Origin of the sequence: Phaeobacter sp. G2 (genome assembly GCA_025163595.1) — a bacterium.
Classification (GTDB): domain Bacteria; phylum Pseudomonadota; class Alphaproteobacteria; order Rhodobacterales; family Rhodobacteraceae; genus Pseudophaeobacter.
Genome location: CP104100.1, coordinates 440,308 through 458,534, shown reverse-complemented (window position 1 = coordinate 458,534; position 18,227 = coordinate 440,308). Strand labels below are relative to the sequence as shown.

16 protein-coding genes are annotated in these 18,227 nt (G+C 61.0%); 10 read left to right on the top strand and 6 right to left on the bottom strand.

The annotated features are described in order from the left end of the window. Positions 1-6: 6 nt before the first annotated feature. The 6 genes from sthA to N1037_02125 all read left to right on the top strand — a co-directional run bounded on the left by sthA (position 7) and on the right by N1037_02125 (position 5,833). On the top strand, positions 7-1,536 hold the full coding sequence (gene sthA / locus N1037_02150; GenBank protein UWS81294.1) for a Si-specific NAD(P)(+) transhydrogenase: 1,530 nt from the start codon (positions 7-9) through the stop codon (positions 1,534-1,536). Then, positions 1,533-1,991, top strand: a complete 459-nt coding sequence (locus N1037_02145; GenBank protein ID UWS79845.1) for a YaiI/YqxD family protein — start codon at positions 1,533-1,535, stop codon at positions 1,989-1,991. The genes sthA and N1037_02145 overlap by 4 nt, the downstream gene beginning before the upstream one ends. Before the next feature lie 389 nt (positions 1,992-2,380). Then, complete coding sequence (locus tag N1037_02140) at positions 2,381-3,343, top strand: DMT family transporter (protein ID UWS79844.1); 963 nt, start codon at positions 2,381-2,383, stop codon at positions 3,341-3,343. 14 nt (positions 3,344-3,357) lie between these two features. Beyond that, positions 3,358-3,978 (top strand): HAD family phosphatase, encoded by a 621-nt coding sequence (locus N1037_02135; protein UWS79843.1) that lies wholly within the window; start codon positions 3,358-3,360, stop codon positions 3,976-3,978. Continuing rightward, entirely contained in the window at positions 3,975-4,892 is a 918-nt protein-coding gene (locus N1037_02130) for an NAD(P)-binding domain-containing protein (GenBank protein ID UWS79842.1), read from the top strand. The genes N1037_02135 and N1037_02130 overlap by 4 nt, the downstream gene beginning before the upstream one ends. Next, positions 4,889-5,833 (top strand): alpha/beta hydrolase, encoded by a 945-nt coding sequence (locus N1037_02125; protein UWS79841.1) that lies wholly within the window; start codon positions 4,889-4,891, stop codon positions 5,831-5,833. The genes N1037_02130 and N1037_02125 overlap by 4 nt, the downstream gene beginning before the upstream one ends. A gap of 62 nt (positions 5,834-5,895) precedes the next feature. On the opposite strand, the gene N1037_02120 is transcribed toward N1037_02125, so the two are convergent. Next, entirely contained in the window at positions 5,896-7,137 is a 1,242-nt protein-coding gene (locus N1037_02120; protein UWS79840.1) for an MFS transporter, read from the bottom strand. Positions 7,138-7,236: 99 nt separating this feature from the next. Next, a complete protein-coding gene (locus tag N1037_02115) occupies positions 7,237-7,692 on the bottom strand; it encodes a hypothetical protein (protein ID UWS79839.1) in 456 nt (151 codons plus the stop codon). Positions 7,693-7,961: 269 nt separating this feature from the next. On the opposite strand from N1037_02115, the gene zapE reads away from it, so the two are divergent. Then, positions 7,962-9,035, top strand: a complete 1,074-nt coding sequence (zapE, locus tag N1037_02110; GenBank protein ID UWS79838.1) for a cell division protein ZapE — start codon at positions 7,962-7,964, stop codon at positions 9,033-9,035. A gap of 160 nt (positions 9,036-9,195) precedes the next feature. Here the strand turns inward: zapE and N1037_02105 are convergent, their stop codons facing one another. The 4 genes from N1037_02105 to N1037_02090 form a co-directional block, all read right to left on the bottom strand. Continuing rightward, positions 9,196-10,470, bottom strand: coding sequence for a bifunctional folylpolyglutamate synthase/dihydrofolate synthase (locus N1037_02105; GenBank protein ID UWS79837.1), 1,275 nt, complete (start codon positions 10,468-10,470; stop codon positions 9,196-9,198). Between the two features lie 102 nt (positions 10,471-10,572). Then, entirely contained in the window at positions 10,573-11,517 is a 945-nt protein-coding gene (accD, locus tag N1037_02100) for an acetyl-CoA carboxylase, carboxyltransferase subunit beta (GenBank protein ID UWS79836.1), read from the bottom strand. 61 nt (positions 11,518-11,578) lie between these two features. Further along, the gene (locus tag N1037_02095) at positions 11,579-12,469 is read right to left on the bottom strand and encodes a CPBP family intramembrane metalloprotease (protein UWS79835.1); all 891 of its coding nucleotides are present in this window, start codon (positions 12,467-12,469) and stop codon (positions 11,579-11,581) included. Then, positions 12,466-15,690: an ABC transporter transmembrane domain-containing protein gene (locus N1037_02090; GenBank protein ID UWS79834.1), complete on the bottom strand. Its 3,225-nt coding sequence runs from the start codon at positions 15,688-15,690 to the stop codon at positions 12,466-12,468. The genes N1037_02095 and N1037_02090 overlap by 4 nt, the downstream gene beginning before the upstream one ends. Before the next feature lie 437 nt (positions 15,691-16,127). On the opposite strand from N1037_02090, the gene N1037_02085 reads away from it, so the two are divergent. The 3 genes from N1037_02085 to N1037_02075 all read left to right on the top strand — a co-directional run bounded on the left by N1037_02085 (position 16,128) and on the right by N1037_02075 (position 18,213). Then, entirely contained in the window at positions 16,128-16,952 is an 825-nt protein-coding gene (locus N1037_02085) for a hypothetical protein (GenBank protein ID UWS79833.1), read from the top strand. A gap of 117 nt (positions 16,953-17,069) precedes the next feature. Beyond that, complete coding sequence (locus N1037_02080) at positions 17,070-17,831, top strand: DUF6478 family protein (GenBank protein ID UWS79832.1); 762 nt, start codon at positions 17,070-17,072, stop codon at positions 17,829-17,831. Positions 17,832-17,841: 10 nt separating this feature from the next. Beyond that, complete coding sequence (locus tag N1037_02075) at positions 17,842-18,213, top strand: hypothetical protein (protein ID UWS79831.1); 372 nt, start codon at positions 17,842-17,844, stop codon at positions 18,211-18,213. Positions 18,214-18,227: the final 14 nt, after the last annotated feature.

Here is an 18,227-nt window from a genome sequence, read left to right as displayed (position 1 = left end):
CCTACGATGACCGATTTCGACTACGACCTGGTGATTATCGGCTCCGGCCCCTCGGGGCGGACCGCTGCCATCCAGGCCGGCAAGCTCAAACGCCGGGTGCTGGTCATCGACCGGGCAGACCGGCTGGGCGGGGTTTCGGTCCATACCGGCACTGTGCCCTCCAAAACCCTGCGCGAAACCGTGCTGAACCTTTCTGGCTGGCGCGAGCGCAGCTTTTATGGCCGCTCCTACCGGGTCAAAGACCAAATTGCCGCTGAAGACCTGAAGGCCCGGCTGCATATGACCCTGGACCACGAGGTCGATGTGCTGGAGCACCAGTTCAACCGCAACCACGTGGAATGGCTGGCCGGTCTGGCCAAATTCATTGGCCCAAATGAGGTCGAAGTCGCCACCGAGGCCGGGGACACCAGCCGGATCACCGCAGAGAAGTTCCTGATTGCCACCGGCACCCGCACCTACCGGCCAAAGGATGTGCCTTTTAACGGTAAAACCGTTGTCGACGGCGATGAGTTCCTGGATATGGCTGCGATCCCGCGCTCGCTGGTAGTTGTTGGAGCCGGCGTCATCGGGGTGGAATATGCCACCATGTTTTCGACCTTGGACGTGCGCGTTACGCTGATTGAACCCCGCGACAGCTTTCTGGATTTCATCGACAGCACCCTGATCCAGGATTTCACCCATCAGATCCGTGAAAACGGTGTTGATCTGCGCCTTGGCTCTGCCATCGACACGATCGAGGACGCGGGCAGCCATATCGAGGTCTCGCTGGACAATGGCCGTCATGTCCGCGGTGAAATGCTGCTGTTTGCCGCCGGGCGCATGGGCAATACCGATGGGCTGAACCTTGAGGCCGTTGGGCTGGAAACCGATCACCGGGGCCGTCTTAGCGTCGAGCGCAAGACCTATCAAACCGCCGTGCCGCATATCTATGCCACTGGCGATGTCATCGGCCACCCGTCGCTGGCCTCCACCTCGTTGCAGCAGGGCCGTGTTGCCGCCTGCCACGCGCTGGAAACGCCCACCCTGCCGGAAAGCCCCTGGTACCCCTATGGCATCTATTCGGTGCCAGAGATGTCCACCTGCGGCATGTCCGAAGAGGAACTGCAAGAGCGCGGCATCCACTACGAAATCGGCGTCGCCCGCTTCCGCGAGACCTCGCGCGGGCATATCATGGGGCTGGAACACGGCATGCTGAAGATGCTGATCAGCCTCAAAACCCGCCGGGTTCTGGGGGTACAGATCGTCGGCGAAGGCGCGACCGAGCTGATCCACATCGGCCAGGCGGTGATGAACCTGCAGGGCACCGTGGACTACTTTGTCCAGAACACCTTCAACTACCCCACCCTGGCCGAAGCCTATAAGATCGCCGGGTTGGACGCCTTTAATCGGATGCCCATCCCCGAGGAATTCAAGGCGAAAAAGCCTGCAAAATCGACTGAAAAGGCCCCGGCCAAAGCCTCAACCAAAGCCCCAACCAAAGCCAAGGATAAACCCGCCGAGGCCAGCAAAGACACTGACGAAAAGACAGCCAAGTGAGCGCGCTCTATATTGATGCGGATGCCTGCCCGGTCAAAGAAGAGGCCGAGCGGGTGGCCAGCCGCCACAAGCTGAAAATGTATGTGGTCTCCAACGGCGGGTTGCGCCCCTCGCGCAATCCGCTGGTGGAGAATATTATCGTCTCCGAAGGCGCCGATGTCGCCGACATGTGGATCGCCGAGCGCTGCGGCACCGGCGATGTGGTTGTCACCGGCGACATCCCGCTGGCGGCCAAATGTATCGAAACCGGCGCCCAGGTACTGCGCCACAATGGCGAGCGTTTCACCCCGGCCAATATCGGCCAGCAACTGGCGATGCGCGATCTGATGGCCGACCTGCGGGCCGCCAATCCGCTGGGGGCCGGCGGCTCTGGCAAGGGCTTTACCAAGGCGGATCGGTCGCGTTTTCTGGACGCATTGGAACGCGAGATCCGCGCCGCGAAGTCAGCAACCTGAGTGTAAGAAACCCTTTTACAAAAGCGATTTTTGCACTGTCTGGGACTTGGCACTGCACTCTGTGATTTCACCGGCACAGAATTGACCGGGATGAGCCGCCGCCAGGCTGACAGGATCCGTCGCCTCCAGCAGGTCGCGGGTCAAGGAGGGCCGCAAGGCCCCCGCGTCAGCGGCTTGTCCTTGAGGCGGGATCTGTTGGTATAGACTGGAGGAGGCGTGTTTGAAGGGCAGCATGCCCCCTCAAACAGCTTCTCAGCAAATAAAATTTCTGCCAGCCACAGGTGCAGGAGCTGGCACTGCAAAATCTTTTCCGCGCCAGCCCCGCGCCGCCATTGCCCCAGCCCGGTTTTTGCGCGATGCATTTCCCTGTAGCGCACAGGGAGGCTTTGATGAGCGACACGATGAAAGTCAGCCTTCTTGGGCTCATGGCTGCTGCCGGCTCGGCCATTTGCTTTTCCATCATCGACGTCTTGGTCAAATTCCTGTCCGGGGATTATCCGCTCTATCAGGTGGTGTTGCTGCGCTCCTTGGTAGCGATGCCCATCCTGCTGCTGATCCTGGTGCCGCTAGAGGGCGGTTTTCACGTCTTGCGCACCCGCCAGCCCAAACTGCACCTGATCCGCTGTTGCGCGGTGCTGTTTGCCAATATCTGTTTTTACACCGGGCTTGCCACCATGCCCATGGCCGATGCGGTGGCGATTGCCTTTGCCACGCCTCTGATCGTCACCCTGCTGTCGGTGGTGCTGTTGGGCGAACGGCCCGGCATCTGGCGCTGGAGCGCCGTTGCAGTGGGCTTTATCGGCGTGTTGATCATCATGCGCCCAGGTCCCGGCACCTTTCAAGCCGCTGCCCTATTGCCGTTCTTTGGCGCCTGCGGCTATGCCACTCTGCATGTTCTAACCCGCCGCGCCGGCGGTGCCGACAGCCCTGCGGCGCTGACCTTTTATCCCTCGCTGGCCTTTATGACTGTCAGCGCCCTTGTCGGGCTCACCACCGGAGATGGCCGCTTTGCCACGGGTGACAGCGCCGCGCTGGATTTCATCCTGCGTGCCTGGATCTGGCCCGCTGCAGACGATTGGTGGGCCTTTGTCGCCCTTGGGCTGACCGCCTCTATCGGTGGCTATCTGATCAGTTTTGCCTATCGCCAGTGTGAAGCTGGGCTGGTGGCCCCCTTTGAATACATCGCCATGCCCCTGGCGGTGCTCTGGGGTATACTGGTGTTTCAGGAATGGCCCGATTTGCCGGTCTGGCTCGGAAGTGGCTTGATCATTGGCGCCGGTCTTGTTTCCCTCTGGCGCGAGACCCGCAACAACCGCCCGCCCAGTCGCCCACGGCCCCGCTCCACAGGATAGGAAACAGCAGACCCATGACCATTGAAGCCGTCGTTTTTGATATCGGCAATGTGCTGATCCAATGGGATCCCGAACGGTTCTATGACGCCCGTCTCGGCGTTGAGGACCGCAAGCGCCTGTTTGCCGAGGTGCCCCTGCACGACATGAACCTTGACCTGGATCGCGGCGCCCCCTTTCGCGCCTCGGTCTATGATCTCGCCGATCAGCACCCCACCTGGGCCGAAGAAATACGCCACTGGCACGACAGCTGGCTGGCGTTTGCCCACAGCGATATCCCGCAGTCGGTCCGACTGCTGCGCGCCCTGCGGGCCAAGGGTGTGCCGGTTCTGGCGCTCAGCAACTTTGGTATCGGCACCTTTGAAGTCGCCGTCACAGCCTATCCCTTTCTGGCTGAGTTTGATCAATCCTACATTTCGGGCCATCTGGGCTGTATCAAGCCCGATGCCGAGATCTACCAGCATCTGGAGCAGGGGGCAGGCCTCACTGCGAACCGTCTGCTGTTTGCCGATGACCGCCCTGAAAATGTCGCCGCCGCCGAGGCGCGCGGTTGGCAGGGCCATCTTTTCACCACCCCCCAGGCCTGGGCCGCGCGCCTGGTCGAGGCCGGATTACTCTCAGAACAGGACGCCCAATGAGCATTCCCATGATCACCTTTGACGCCGGCGAAGCCCTGCTGGACTGGATCGACTTCACCAAGGCCCTGACCCGCGGCCACGACCTGCCCAAGGCCGAGATCGGCGATACCTTTCTGTACCGCGACCCGGATACGCTGCTCAGCCGCTCTGCCTGGATTGATGGCATGGGGCTGGCGGTCAAAACCGCCAATATCTTCCCGCGCAACCCTGATGCGGGCAAGCCGATGATCAATGGCTCGGTCTGTCTGTATTCGGATCTCGACGGCACGCTGGAAGCGCTGGTGGATTTCCATCTGGTGACCAAATGGAAGACCGCAGGCGACAGTCTGCTCGGCGCGCTGCGGCTGGCCAACCCCGACAGCCGCGAGGTGCTGATTGTCGGCGCTGGCACCGTTGCCGGATCGCTGGTTGAGGCCTTTGGCACCGCCTACCCGCAGGCGCAGATCCGCATCTGTAACCGCACCCAATCCAAGGCCGAAGAGCTGGCGGCGCGCTACCCCGGCACCGCCGTTGCCACCGATCTTGAAGCGGCGGTCAAAGCGGCAGATATCATCGTCACCTCAACCATGTCCTCCAGCCCGGTGATCAAGGGGGAGTGGCTGCGCCCCGGCCAGCACCTGAACATGATCGGCGCCTATCGCCCCGACATGCGCGAGGCAGATGATACCGCCCTGACCCGCGCGCAGATCTATTGTGACAGCTTTGACACCACCCTGGATCATATCGGCGAGTTCAAGATCCCGCTGGCCGAGGGCGTGATCCAGCGCAGCGATGTGCTGGCGGATTTCTACAGCATCGACCAGTTTCCGGCCTATGACCCTGCCGCGATCACCCTGTTCAAAAACGGCGGCGGCGCCCATCTCGATCTGATGACCAGCCATCATGTTCTGGAGAAATGGAAAGCCGCCGCATGAGCTGGCTGCTGCTCTCCGGCCTGCTGTTTCTTGGCCTGCTGTTGCTGGGCCCGTTGCCGCTGGTGCGGGAGCGGTGGCGCAGGACCATGGGGCCTGGGGCGCGCAATGCCGCACCGGGGCGCTTTGCCCGCCTTTCGCGCGGGCTCACTCATTATCAATGGCACGGCCCCACGCGCGGGCCCATTGCTGTCTGCGTGCATGGGCTCACCACGCCCTCTTTTGTCTGGGGCGGTCTTGCCGAGGGGCTGGTGGCCCAAGGCTACCGCGTGCTGACCTATGATCTCTACGGGCGTGGCTTTTCTGACCGACCCGCAGGGGCGCAGGACAAAGCATTCTTTGTCACCCAGCTGGAAGATATTCTGGCGCATGAAGGGATCACCGAAGATATTACCCTGGTGGGCTATTCCATGGGCGGCGCCATCGCCACGGCCTATACCGCAACCCATCCCGACCGCATCCGCACGCTGGTGCTGCTGGCCTCAGCCGGGCTGAAAACCGAACCGGGCAAGATGGGGCGCTTCATCCGGGACCACAGCCCCCTGGGCGACTGGCTGATGCTGGCGCTTTTTCCCCAACTTCATCGCCGTGGCTGTGAGGCAGAGCGCGCCCTGCCCTCTTCGGTGCCCGGCATCGTCGATCTGCAGAAAAACGAGCTGCGCTACAAAGGCTTTGTGCCAGCGGTTCTGGCCTCATTGCGCGGCATACTGGCCGAAGACAGGGGCGATGATCTGCGCCAGATCCATCGCAGCGGCGTACCGATCCTGGCGATCTGGGGGGATGCGGACCAAGTAATACCCATCAGCGCGGTGGGGCGGATGACCGAACAGGCGCGCTCTGCCCGTCAGGAGGTCATCAAATCCGCCGGCCATGGGCTGCCCTACACCCATACCCAGGAGGTGCTGGAGATCATCGCTGCCAACAGTCGCAACCGGCTTGACTAAAGGCGCAGGACAGCGCGGCCTTTGCGCTTAGCGGGGGGGCGACTTTGCCATATCAGCGCAGGTCAGGCAGCCTGCGCCATCGGGGCTTTCTCCCGTACCGGCAGATGCACCACGGCGCTAAAGGCCCCGACCGCAACGCCAATCCACCAGACAAAGGTGTAATCGCCGTAGACATCATACATCCGCCCGCCCAGCCAAACGCCTAAGAAACCGCCCAGCTGGTGGCTAAAGAACACAATGCCGTAAAGCGTACCCATGTAGCGCAGCCCGTAAAGATGCGCGATCAGGCCAGAGGTCAGCGGCACCGTGGCCAGCCAAAGTGATCCCATGACCACCGAGAAGATGATCACGCTCATCGGGGTGATCGGCAGCAGGATAAACATCGCCGCCACCACCGTGCGCGCCGTGTAGATCCCCGCCAGCAGGTATTTCTTGCTGTAGCGATTGCCCAGCCAGCCGGCAAACAGCGTGCCGCCCACATTGGCGGCGCCAATCAGAGCAATCGACACCGCCCCCAGGGCAGAGGTGGTGGTAATACCAATGCTATGCAGCGCCCCACCCGGCAGGATCGGCCCGCACATTTCAGTGACAAAGGCGGGAAAATGCGCGGTGATAAAGGCCAGCTGATAGCCGCAGGAAAAGAACCCGAGGAAGATCAGGGTAAAAGACGGATCCTTAAAGGCCTGCTTCAGGACAGATCCCATACTGGCCTCAAGCTCGGCCTTGCTGGCCGCCTGCGGGGCGCGCATCAGCGGCAGGGTCAAAATGAGGGCCAGTACCGCACCGGCAAAAACCAAGAACACCGATTGCCAGCTCATCATCGACAGCAAATATTCCGCCGTAGGCGCGCCAATGATCTGGCCGGCAGACCCGGCAGCGGTGACAATCGCCAACGACATCGACCGGTTTGCATCGGAGCTGGCCCGCCCCACCACCGCCAAAACCACGCCAAAGCCGGTGCCGGCGATGCCAAAACCCACCAGCCATTCATAGGCCTGCATTTCAAGCGGCGTGGTGGCACCAGAGCTGAGCACCAGCCCGGCAGCATAGATGATCGCCCCCAGAACAATGGCCTTACGATCGCCGATCTTTTCTGCCAGCGCGCCAAAAATCGGCTGGCCAATCCCCCAGGCCAGATTCTGGATGGCGATGGCCAGGGAAAACTCGGCCCGCAGCCAGCCAAATTCCTCGGCGATGGGGATCTGAAACACCCCAAAGGAAGCCCGCACAGCAAAGCTGGCCATGATAATAACGCAGCCGACAATCAAGACCGGCGTAAAAAGGGGCGCAGCACTGCGGGGCATGGGGTATTCTCCTGATCAGATTGGCGAGAGTATGGGAAATCTCCCCCCGGTCAAATCAAAGATATTGCTTTCCCAGTTAAGCAAATTTGATGTGACCTCTTATCCCTCGGATACCCACACCACACTAGGAAAGAACAACTCACTTGGTGCCGAGTTGAATTCATCCCGCCATTTCCGATTTACCCGCAAACACTCTACCTCTGTCCCATAAAGCGATCTGACATCCCCCGACAGGACCCTCAGCGACTTTGAAAACAGGCTTAGATAATCGATTTCACGGAGGATCGGCTCCATACCACGCCGCAGTGTTTTGCTACCCAGCTTTAGCGTGATCTGACGAAAAAACTCATGTGCGTGGGGAAAACGAACCCCGACTTTAAAACCAGCACAAACATAGGGTTTGCCTTCGTGCTGAATTATTTTGTGGTAGCTGATGACCGGATGGACAGTTTTTCCATCCACAACCTCCGATTCATAATGCCCTTTAACCGTAAAGCTACTATCCAGTTTGTGTTTAATGAGGGGCGCCGCGGTCAGGTTATTTGATGTGAGCACTGAACAAATCACGCTGAGAGCTATCACCCAGACATAGCTAGAAACATGACAAATCGATTGGTTTGGAGAGCTGCTAAAGAATCGCATAAATCAATGCCCGCCTTAGAAAATTCACTTGAAGCAAGGGTGCAACTTTTGCGAGCAGTATCAACCTCAATACCGCTTTAACTTGTGCACTCGACAGGCTTGCAAACAGGTTTTGGGTGCCCAATAGCACTGCACGCACCGGATATCTTTTCAATCAGCGACGAGCACGGTAAGCCTAGCCCATGACCAATCTCAGCACGCTTTACGCCCAAAAGATTGCCGATGGCGATCTACGCCCCGACCCCGCACAAGAGGCGGTTCTGCCGCAATTCGACCGGATCTCAGCCGGGTTGCAGGCCGAGCCGGTGAAACGCGGGCTGTTTCGCCGCGCCAGCCCACCGCCTGCGCCAAAAGGTCTGTATCTGTGGGGCGGCGTGGGGCGAGGCAAATCCATGTTAATGGATCTCTTTGTCGACAGCCTCGGCGATATCCCGTCCCGGCGGGTGCATTTCCATGCCTTCATGCAGGAGATCCACGCCAAGATGCACGATGCCCGTCAGCAGGGGGTGCAGGACGCGCTGGCGCCGGTAGCGCAGGAGGTGGCAGACTCGGTGCGGGTCCTGGCCTTTGACGAGATGCAGATCTCTGACATCACCGATGCGATGATTGTTGGGCGGTTGTTTGAGGCCCTGTTCAAGGCAGATGTCTGCGTGGTGACCACGTCCAACCGACTGCCCGATGAGCTGTATAAGAACGGGCTGAACCGGCAGCTGTTTTTGCCCTTCATCGACCTGATCAAGGAAAAGATGGAAATCTGGGAGATGGTCAGCCCGGTGGATTACCGCCAGGACCGCCTGAAGGGCAGCGAGGTCTATTTTGCGCCGGCGGATGCGCAGGCCCGCGCCAGCCTGCAGGCCATCTGGGAGGATCTCTCCGGGGGCGATGCACAGCCGCTTACCCTAGAGGTAAAGGGGCGCGAAGTGGTTCTGCCGGCCTTTCGCAATGGTGTGGCCCGGGCGCGTTTCTTTGATCTCTGCGGCAAGATGCTCGGCCCAGGGGATTATCTCGCCATTGCAGAAGAGGCGAAGGTCCTGGTGCTGGAGGATATCCCCCGGCTCAGCCGCAACAACTTCAACGAGGCCAAGCGCTTTGTCACTCTGATTGATGCCCTGTATGAGGCGCAGGTCCGGCTGATCTGCTCTGCCGCAGCAGAGCCAGAGTTTCTCTATGTCGAAGGGGATGGCGCCTTTGAGTTTGAGCGCACAGCCTCGCGCCTACGCGAGATGCAGGACCAGGATTGGGGCCAGGCAGAGTAAATGGGCTTTGCCCCCTTACAGCGCCGGCACTCAGCTCCAGGATATTTTGGGCCAAATGAAAGCGCCACCGCGCCGCGTCAGCGGCGCCGGGCCCAACGGGCGGGGATCATTCTGCAAGAATGATCCAAGACGGGCGGGAGCCCCCCCTTGCCGGACCTGATCAGCCGTTTTCACGCAGGATATGGCCTGCAAGGTAAAGGGAGCCACAGATCAGCACGCGGCAGTCTGGCGCTTTTTGCAAAATTGCCTGCAAAGCCTCTGCAGCGTTTGCGGCGGTTGTGGCCTGCAGCCCCACCGATTGCGCGGCGGACTGGGTTGACTCGGCTGGCAGGGTGTTGACTTCATCAGGGATTGAGATGGCCGTGAGGCTCTGGGCTTGCCGGGCCAGGGGCGCTAGATATCCACTGACATCCTTGGTGTTGAGCATCCCGCAAATCAGATGGGTCGGCCGCTTCGGCAGCCCTGCCAGGACCTGTTCCAGCGCCAGCCCTGCCGCTGCATTGTGGCCACCATCCAACCAGAGCTCGGCCTGTCCTGCCGCCGCAACCAGCGGACCGGATGTCAGCCGCTGCATCCGTGCGGGCCAGCGCGCCTGTGTCATGGCGGCCTCGCAGGCGGCTTCCTCCGCGCCCAGGTGGCGCAGGGCGGCAAGCGCCGCGCCGGCATTTTGCACCTGATGCGCCCCCAAAAGCGCCGGCATCGGCAGGTCCAGCAAGCCACGCTCATCCTGGAACACCAGCCGGTCGCGCTCCTGGCTCACATGCCACTGCTGACCAGAGGCAATCAACGGAGCCCCCAGACGCGCAGCTGTGGCCTCGATGACCTCCAGGGCCTCATCCGGTTGCGGGCCGACAACCACTGGCACCCCTCGTTTGATAATCCCGGCCTTCTCGGTGGCAATCTTGGTCAGGGTATCGCCGAGGAATTGTTCGTGATCAATGGAGATCGGCGTGATCACCGTGAGCGCTGGCTGGGCAATCACATTGGTGGCATCCAACCGCCCGCCCAGGCCGACCTCCAGCAGGGTGTAATCCGCCGCCGTGCGGGCAAAGGCCAGAAGAGCGGCCACTGTGGTGATTTCAAAATAGGTGATGCTCTCGTCGCCATTGGTCGCATAGCATTCATCCAGCACCTCGGTGAGATGCTGTTCTGTGATCAGCTCTCCTGCCAGACGGATACGTTCATGGAAACGCGCCAGATGCGGCGAGGTATAGGCATGCACGGATTTGCCCCAGCCTTCCAGCCCGGCGCGGATCATCGCCTGGGTTGACCCCTTGCCATTGGTGCCGGCCAAATGGATTACCGGAGGCAGCTTGTCCTGCGGATTGTCCAGACGTTCCAGCAGGCGCCAGACCCGGTCGAGCGTCAGGTCGATGATCTTGGGGTGCAGCGCCAGCATACGGGCAAGGATGGCGTCAGATGTCGGCTGGGTCATGGGGGCACACTCAACGGCAGCAAGAGGGGGAGGACGGGATCAGCAAAACGACAAACGGCCCACCCAAGAAAGGCGGGCCGCGTCAAAACACTATAGGGTCAATCAGCCCTCTGTCGCAGCTGTTTCTGCGGCATCTTCTGCCTCATTCGCGGCTTCTGGGTCGGCAACCGGCGCGGGCAGATCCCCCACCACCTGCGGCGGAAGCCCCATCAACATGCGGATAATGGTGATCAGCTCGGCGCGCATTTCGGTGCGCGGGATCACCCGGTCCAGCATGCCGTGATCCAGCAGATATTCCGCCCGCTGAAAACCCTCGGGGAGCTTTTCGCGAATGGTCTGTTCGATCACCCGGGGACCGGCAAAACAGATCAGCGCGTTGGGTTCGGAGATATGCACATCGCCCAGCATCGCATAAGAGGCGGTGACACCGCCGGTGGTGGGATGGGTCAACACCACGATATAGGGCAGGTTGGCCTCTTTCAGCATCTGCACCGCCACCGTGGTGCGGGGCATCTGCATCAGCGACAGGATGCCTTCCTGCATGCGCGCGCCGCCAGCAGCCGAGAACAGCACCAACGGGCGGCCCAGCCTGACGGCCTCTTCGGCGGCAGCGATAATCGCGTTGCCCACATACATGCCCATGGAGCCCCCCATAAAGGAGAAATCCTGCGCCGCAGCGATGATTGGCGTGCGGCCAATTTCGCCGGACGCCACCAGCATGGCTTCTTTTTCGTCGGTCTTTTTCTGCGCCGCCTTCATCCGGTCAGGATATTTTTTCTGATCGCGGAACTTCAGCGGGTCGGTGATTGGCTCTGGCACCGCAACCTCAGAGAACACGCCACCATCAAACAGCGCGGCAAAGCGATCGCGCGGAGTGATGTGCATATGGTGGCCGCAGCTGGTGCAGACGTTCTGATTATCGCTCAGCTCACGGTGAAACAGCATGGTGCCGCATTCACTGCATTTCTGCCAAAGATTCTCGGGCACTTCGCGACGCGAAAACAGCGAGTTGATCGTTGGGCGGACGTAGTTGGTGATCCAGTTCATATCATGCCTCTAGCGGGAGCCAGTTTGGACCCCAGATAAGCTGCCTTGCGCCGAATTGCAATCAGCGCCGTATCGCCAGCCGTGCCACCAACCACAGGACCAGTGTCGTCGCGCAGTCAACCCACAGCCAGGGGCGCAGTGCCGCCACATCCGACAGCTCATAGGGCAGCAGGTAAAGCGCCAGCCCATGCAGACTGCTGGGCGACCCCAGGATCAACAGGGCCACGATATTGTTGACAAAATGCACCGCAATGGCAGGCCCCAGGGTGCCGGCACGGGCGGTGAGATCCGCCATCAGCAGGCCAAACCCCGTGGCCCACAGGCACAAAAGCAGGGCATTTTCCCCGGCCTCTTGCGGCATGTAATGCGCCGCGCCAAACAGCGCCGAAGGCAGCCCCAGCCAAATCACCGGATGACTGAAACGCGCCGCCAGCGCCTGTTGCAGATAGCCGCGAAACACCAGTTCTTCGGCGCTGACCTGGATCAGCAGGGCCAAAAGTGACAGCGGCAGCAGGCCAAGCCAAAGCTGCCAGTGCAGGTTGGCCACAAGTGGTGCGCCAAAATCATAGGGGGGCAAAATCATGATAACCACAAAGACAGCCGCCACCCCCAGACAGGTCCGGGTAAACTGCTGCACCGCCAGCCCCGGTGGCCCGATCAGACCAACAAGGGAGCGCTCGTGCAGCAGGCGCGCCGCCAAGCCTACACCCAGTGTCATAAACCCAAAACTCGCCAGCAGGATTAATAGGGCCGCGGGGGTACTTCCCTGTTCCAATGCCAGCAACCACTCGACCGAGGTAAAGCCCAGCACAACCACAACCGTTACGATCTGCAAGCCATAGCTGACCATCGCAATCAGGCCGAGCCCCAGCAGCAGACGCCAGAGCTGCGCTCTGGATCGCCCCGGTGCCACCAGGTCTTCATGGGCGGCGTAGGCAGACCCTGGGATCATCTTGGTTCATCCTCTTTTGGCTCTTTTGGCTCTATTCGCTCTTTTGGCGCAAAACCCGTGTCACTGCTGGAGACTTCAGCAGCAGTTGCTACGTCGCCTGAAAAACCCATGGCAGGCAAGCCCGCCGCGCGCACCTTGGAGGCCAGAGCCACCAGATGGCCCGAAACGGTTTCCAGCAATTGGGTGGCGACGCCCGCGTCGCTTTCGATGACCGCGCGGTATTCTTCGGCACCAATCCGCAAGAACAGGCAGGGTTCCACCGCGCGCAGGTCCATTTCACGCGGCTGCCGCAGGATCACCGCCAAATCGCCAATCAGCCGGCCCGGTTCAATCACCGCTATCGGGGCCATGTCAGCTAGCGCCTCCGGCCAGAGCAGCTCTGCCCGGCCTTCAAGACACAGATACACCGCATCGCCGCTCTCGCCGCGCGAAAAAACCAGATCGCCCTCAGCGACCCGGTGCCACTGGGCAGAAAAGGCCAGCAGCCGCTGGTTGCGCGCATCCAGTTGGGTAAACAGACCCGCCCGGCCTATCACATCCAGCTTTTGGCGGAAATCTTCGGCAACCAGACCCTCGGAGCGGTCTTTCTGACGGCGTTCGACACCGCCGACGCGCCCGTTGATATGGCCGTCATGGATCTCGACAAACAGATCATAGCGTTCCGGGTGGCGGAACTCTTCCTCAAGGAAAATCATCGTGGTTGCGGGCATCAGCGCCCGCAGCCTGTCACGGGTGCGCAGGCGGCTGTCGGAATCATGGCTGGCGAGGGCGCGATCCAGTATCAGCACGTCCGGCCGTTTGATAGCCGCCCGGGTAAAGGCAGCGCGTTCCTGAAACACCGGATCCAGCAGCGAGCCCCCCAGACCGGTGGGCAGATCATACAGGATCATCGCCAGGCGTTTTTGCAAGCCATGGTCCGTCACCACCTCGCTCACCAGGGCCTCCACCTGACGCGCCTTATCCCCGGCATGCAGCGAGACTTTGCCAAACAGCGCGTTCTCCATCACCGAAAGGCGCGGCACATAGCTGCCTGCGTTCAACGGCACAAACAGCCCCTGGGACCGGGCTGTCAGCGCGCCGCCGCTGGTGGCGCGGATCTTCAGAATGCGGGCCTTGAAGGCTGCGGGAAATCCAGGGCCGATCTGTTCCGCCGAAAGCAGAAAAGGCAGCGTCATCAGCGCCGCGCGTGACGCCTCGCTCAGGCCCTGACGGCCACTGCGCGCCCCCGCCTTGCTGCGGGACTCACTGCGCCCAGCGCTCTCCAGCGCGGCGTATTCCTCGGCCGCATTGCACAGGCGACAATAGAGCTCTGCGTCCAGGCCCAGACGTTGAAACAGCGGATGATCCAGATCGTCGCGGCCAAAGGTCTTGATCAGGGTCTCGGCCACCCCCAGACCAATTTCCAGCGTTTCCTCGGCCAGCTTCTGATCCCGGATCACCTGATAAAACAACTGTCCCGGCGCCAATAGCTCCTCGGGGGCAATGTCGCGGGTCGGGGTTGCAAAAAGCATGTTGCTCGCCAGAGGCACCGCCGGGTTAAAGCTCTCGGGATCGAAATGCAGCACCGCGCTGTCCAGCCCGGCCTTGATCAGCCGACGCTTGATCAGCGGCCGCAGCCGTACGATGTGCTTTTCCAGCAGTGGATGCGCGCCGGGTTGCAACTGGGCGTGCAGGGTGCGGCGAAACAGATGCTGGTCGGCGCCCATGGCCTCGATCAGCTGGAACCACCAGTCACGCATATCGTCTTCCGAGCCCAGCCCCGCCAGCGCCGGGCTCACCCAGTCTGCCTCCAGCGGGTCGGGGCTGTTGCCGGCCCGGATCGCCTCGGCAATCTGGCGCTCGACCGTGGCCGAGGGGCGCGGCAGGCTGGGGGCGCTGCGCAGGGGCATCAGCACATTGTCGCCCAGCGAGCCTGAAAACAGGTAGGGATGGGAATGGGCATAGCCCACCCGCGCCGCAATCACCGCCTGATGCAGGGCCTCCAGCCGGTGTCCGGCCACGGTGATCGAGCCCCGCGTTGGCAGCACCTCGCGGGTCAGGAGCTGGGCAAAGGCGGCGCGCTCGGCATCGCTGCTGCTTTTGACCGCCACCCGGGCGCCCTGGGGAATGGTCAGGGACAGGTTTTCGATCACCATGTTGCCCTCACTGTCGCGCAGCGAGACATTGCGAAACACCACATCCCCCCGCAGATGCGGCAGATTATCCGGCATGCCTTCGATCAGATTGGCATCAATCATGTCCTTGGGGGCAAACCGTTCTGTCATAACCGACCAGCGCAGCCCCATGTCCTGCATCTGGTTGTAATAGGTCAAAAGCTCCTTCCAGGGGGCGGAAAGATCCTTATAGGCCGCCAGCCCCGCCACCAGCGCCCCAACGGTGATTTCCCCACGGATCGCCAGCACCCCTCCTGCGGAATAAAACACAAAGGGGGTCATATGGCCGATCAGGTTGTTGAGGAACTTCATGAAGTATTTCTTGTTGTAGATCCGGCGGCGGATTTCAAACAGGCGTCCCAGCCGATCCGAGATCTGCGCCAGCCGATAGCGCCAGCCGCCATTGCCGCGCAGATCGGAAATCCCGGCGGCGGTCTCGCCAATCTCGGCGGCCAGGGCGCGCACCTGCTGGATGCGCTCCTTGTTCAGCAGGTTGATCTGGCGCTGCAACATCGGGATCAGCCAGGCCTGCAGGGGGATCAGCGCGATAGAGACCAATCCAAACCAGACGCTTTGCATGAACAAAAAGGCCACGATGGTCAGCATCTGCCCCGCCTGAAACACCGGCTGCGCCAGCGCATCCCCCATCAAGCCCCCCATGGGCTCGCTTTCAGAGGTGATCATCGACACCAGCTCGCCCTGGCTGGTGGTGCGGAAATAGGGTTTGGGAAAGCGGATCATCCGGCTGATCAGGGTATAGCGCAGCCGCCGCAACAGCCGTTCCGCCGTCACCCCCTTGGCGGTGTTGAGGCGCATCTTCAACACCCCGGCAATAATCACCGCCGCCAGAAAGCCACAACACAGCACCAAGAGATATTCGACCTGGCTCATCTCATGGCCCCAGACCTCGACCCGGGGCGTTGGCGCGCCAATGGCATCGTTGATGATCCGTTTGGGCAGTTCCAGAGACGCAAAAAGAAACGGAAATATCAGCAAGGTTAGTGCCAATAGCCCCATCTGCTGCCGCTTTGAATAGCGCCAGATAAATGAAAACAGCGTGCGCGGCATGTCCGGTCCTTGTTGCATAAAAGCTGCATGGCTGAGCCTTGCGAGTGGCTCTGACTTGCCGCCTGCGGCAGAAATTGAGTCACTGTGTCAAAACTTGGCAAACCTATGCACCAAATTTAAGAAAGCCAAGGTGATCTAGGTCACGCAACTTTGTCGTTGCAGCCACAAAGCTGCAAATTTATTGCGCGACCAAACCAACAGACCCCCGGCAGCGGGGCAACAGAGGCTGACCGGGACAGGTCAGAAGACCAACAGAGATGAATTTCACCACAGCCTGTCGGCCTTTCAGACAGCATAGGCCCCCAGTCACCACGGCCAAAGCGCCCTCTCAGTGTTGGAGCTTTGGTCACGGAACGCCAGAAGACGGGGCAACAAAAGACGGGACCGCAAGAGCAAGCAGACGCTTTGCGGGCCTGAGGCCCCTCGCGGCGCTGGCGGTGACCTGCGCGCTGTCCGCCTGTTCCACACTGCCGCAGGCGGGGTTTTCCTTTGCCACCCGCGGTGAACAGAACAAGGATCAGCACAGCCAGACCGCGCGCGCTCCAACAAAGACCCAGGCCCAGTTTTCCCAGGGCAAGGTCACACTGGTTGCCCCTGCGGGCCATTGCATCGACACCACCATGCTGCGCCAGGATGCCGATGGTGGGTTTGCCCTGCTGCCCCGCTGCAATCTGTTGCATGGCCCCAGTCTGTTCGGGCGAAATCGCGCCGCCGTCATCACCGCCACCATCGGCCCGGCCCAGGGGGCTGAGGCGCCCTCAACCACAGAGCTGGCCCAGACTGCCACGGGGGCAAAGCTGCTGTATTATGATGACAAGGGCCTGTTGCCCCTGGTCCGGTTGCAGTGGCCAGGCCATAATGCCATGGGCGGCTCTGGCGCCAGTGACCAGCATTGGCGGGGGGCCTTTGTGGTGAACAACCATCTGGTTGTCCTTGCGCTTTATGCCCCCGACGGCAGCAGCCTGCTGGGACCGGCCGGTGCCAAGCTGCTGACCGAGATGACCCGGCGCAGTCAAAATGCCAGCTTGATAACAGCGCCGCAGCCTGCGCCTCTTTCGACCCAGGACCGGCAGTCGCCCCCTCTGGCGCAGCCGCCGGCAGCTGCCTCCCTCCGGCCAAAGGCGCGCTCCGAAACAGCCAGGCCCCCATCAGATGCTGCTGTTGCCCTCGCGCAGAACGCTCCGGCGGAAAAACTCTCGCTGGGGCAGCGGATTCGCGGTTTATTTCACAGCTCTTCCACGGCTAGATTGACAACAGAGTAAAGAAGGTCGATGGCTCGGTCGAACCCACCCGCCTGCGGCCAGACCTGCTGAACAAAAACGCCCAAGGCAGAAGCTGCGGGCAAAAGGCCAAACATAACAAAAGGTGCAGAACGCAATATGGGCGGTTTTCTAAACAAGCTGTTTCATCGGCGCGCCCTGCGGCGCTGGCAGCGGGGCACAGCCCAGGCCGCGCGCATGCCGCTGTCACAACTGCGCCAACTGCGAAACCAGGCCCGTGCGCTGCGGGGGGAGTTGGACCGGTTGATCCATATCGCCGAAGGACGTCTGGCCCTGCCGCAAATTGGCACCTCCTTTTTTCCACGTCCCCATGGCACCGACTGGTCCTGGCGGCCCGAGCTGTGGCGCGGACCAATGCCGACACCGGGAATTTCCTCGGTGCCCTCCAAATCCAAGCTTGGTGACGAAATCACCCTGTTTCACGATTGCAGCATTTCGGAGCTGACTTTGCGCCAGTTGCGCAACAGCCGCGAAGAGGATCTCGCCCCCTTTGGCCTGCGCATGGACGTGTTTAATTTTGACGGATCCTTCCTGTCGTTGGTCGTCGACCTCCCGACTGAGGCCTGCCAGGGCCTGTCGCGGCATCATCTGATGCGCATCGACAGCATAATAGAGACCGAAAAGCCCATCGAAATTTTTGCCCGTCTCAATATTCGCCACGGCCCCAACACCGAACAATTGGTGCGCGAATTGCCCTTGGGTGAAAAAAACGTCACCGTGGAATTTGACCTCGCCTATTCCGACCTGAACGAAAAGCGCATCGAGCGTATCTGGCTCGACCTCATCTTTGAGGCGCCTGACATGAACCAGGTCATTCTGCGCGATCTGACTTTTGCGCGCCACCGCCGCGCCAATATCTGAGGCCCAAAACATGAGCGACCTGACCGTCACCAAGATCCGTTTTCAAAATGGCACCTGGGAAGGGGTAATCCAGAACGCAGGCGACAGCGGCCTGCCGCCGGATATTCAGGTGCTCTATCAGGACCAACCCATCGAAGGTCTCTCAATCAGCGAGGGCAGCACCGCCAGCGAGTGGGCCCTGCATATTACCATTCCGGCCCAGGCGATCTCTGATGGGGTGCAGACCTTTGTCATCGCCGAAGGCGGCAAGAAACTGGAAAGCTTTTCGCTGATCGCCGGGGAGGCCGCAGTGGATGACATGCGTGCCGAGATTGATCTGTTACGGGCCGAACTGGACATGCTGAAACGCGCCTTTCGCCGCCATTGCCTGGAAACCAGCTGATCCGATCTACACCG

What these genes read in the sequence shown, in the direction of transcription:
- zapE (UWS79838.1), top strand. Translation starts at nt 7,962, where the DNA reads ATGACCAATCTCAGCACGCTTTACGCCCAAAAGATTGCCGATGGCGAT.
- N1037_02095 (UWS79835.1), bottom strand. Translation starts at nt 12,469, where the DNA reads ATGATCCCAGGGTCTGCCTACGCCGCCCATGAAGACCTGGTGGCACCG.
- N1037_02105 (UWS79837.1), bottom strand. Translation starts at nt 10,470, where the DNA reads ATGACCCAGCCGACATCTGACGCCATCCTTGCCCGTATGCTGGCGCTG.
- N1037_02130 (UWS79842.1), top strand. Translation starts at nt 3,975, where the DNA reads ATGAGCATTCCCATGATCACCTTTGACGCCGGCGAAGCCCTGCTGGAC.
- N1037_02125 (UWS79841.1), top strand. Translation starts at nt 4,889, where the DNA reads ATGAGCTGGCTGCTGCTCTCCGGCCTGCTGTTTCTTGGCCTGCTGTTG.
- N1037_02120 (UWS79840.1), bottom strand. Translation starts at nt 7,137, where the DNA reads ATGCCCCGCAGTGCTGCGCCCCTTTTTACGCCGGTCTTGATTGTCGGC.
- N1037_02135 (UWS79843.1), top strand. Translation starts at nt 3,358, where the DNA reads ATGACCATTGAAGCCGTCGTTTTTGATATCGGCAATGTGCTGATCCAA.
- N1037_02140 (UWS79844.1), top strand. Translation starts at nt 2,381, where the DNA reads ATGAGCGACACGATGAAAGTCAGCCTTCTTGGGCTCATGGCTGCTGCC.
- N1037_02090 (UWS79834.1), bottom strand. Translation starts at nt 15,690, where the DNA reads ATGCCGCGCACGCTGTTTTCATTTATCTGGCGCTATTCAAAGCGGCAG.
- accD (UWS79836.1), bottom strand. Translation starts at nt 11,517, where the DNA reads ATGAACTGGATCACCAACTACGTCCGCCCAACGATCAACTCGCTGTTT.
- N1037_02075 (UWS79831.1), top strand. Translation starts at nt 17,842, where the DNA reads ATGAGCGACCTGACCGTCACCAAGATCCGTTTTCAAAATGGCACCTGG.
- N1037_02080 (UWS79832.1), top strand. Translation starts at nt 17,070, where the DNA reads ATGGGCGGTTTTCTAAACAAGCTGTTTCATCGGCGCGCCCTGCGGCGC.
- sthA (UWS81294.1), top strand. Translation starts at nt 7, where the DNA reads ATGACCGATTTCGACTACGACCTGGTGATTATCGGCTCCGGCCCCTCG.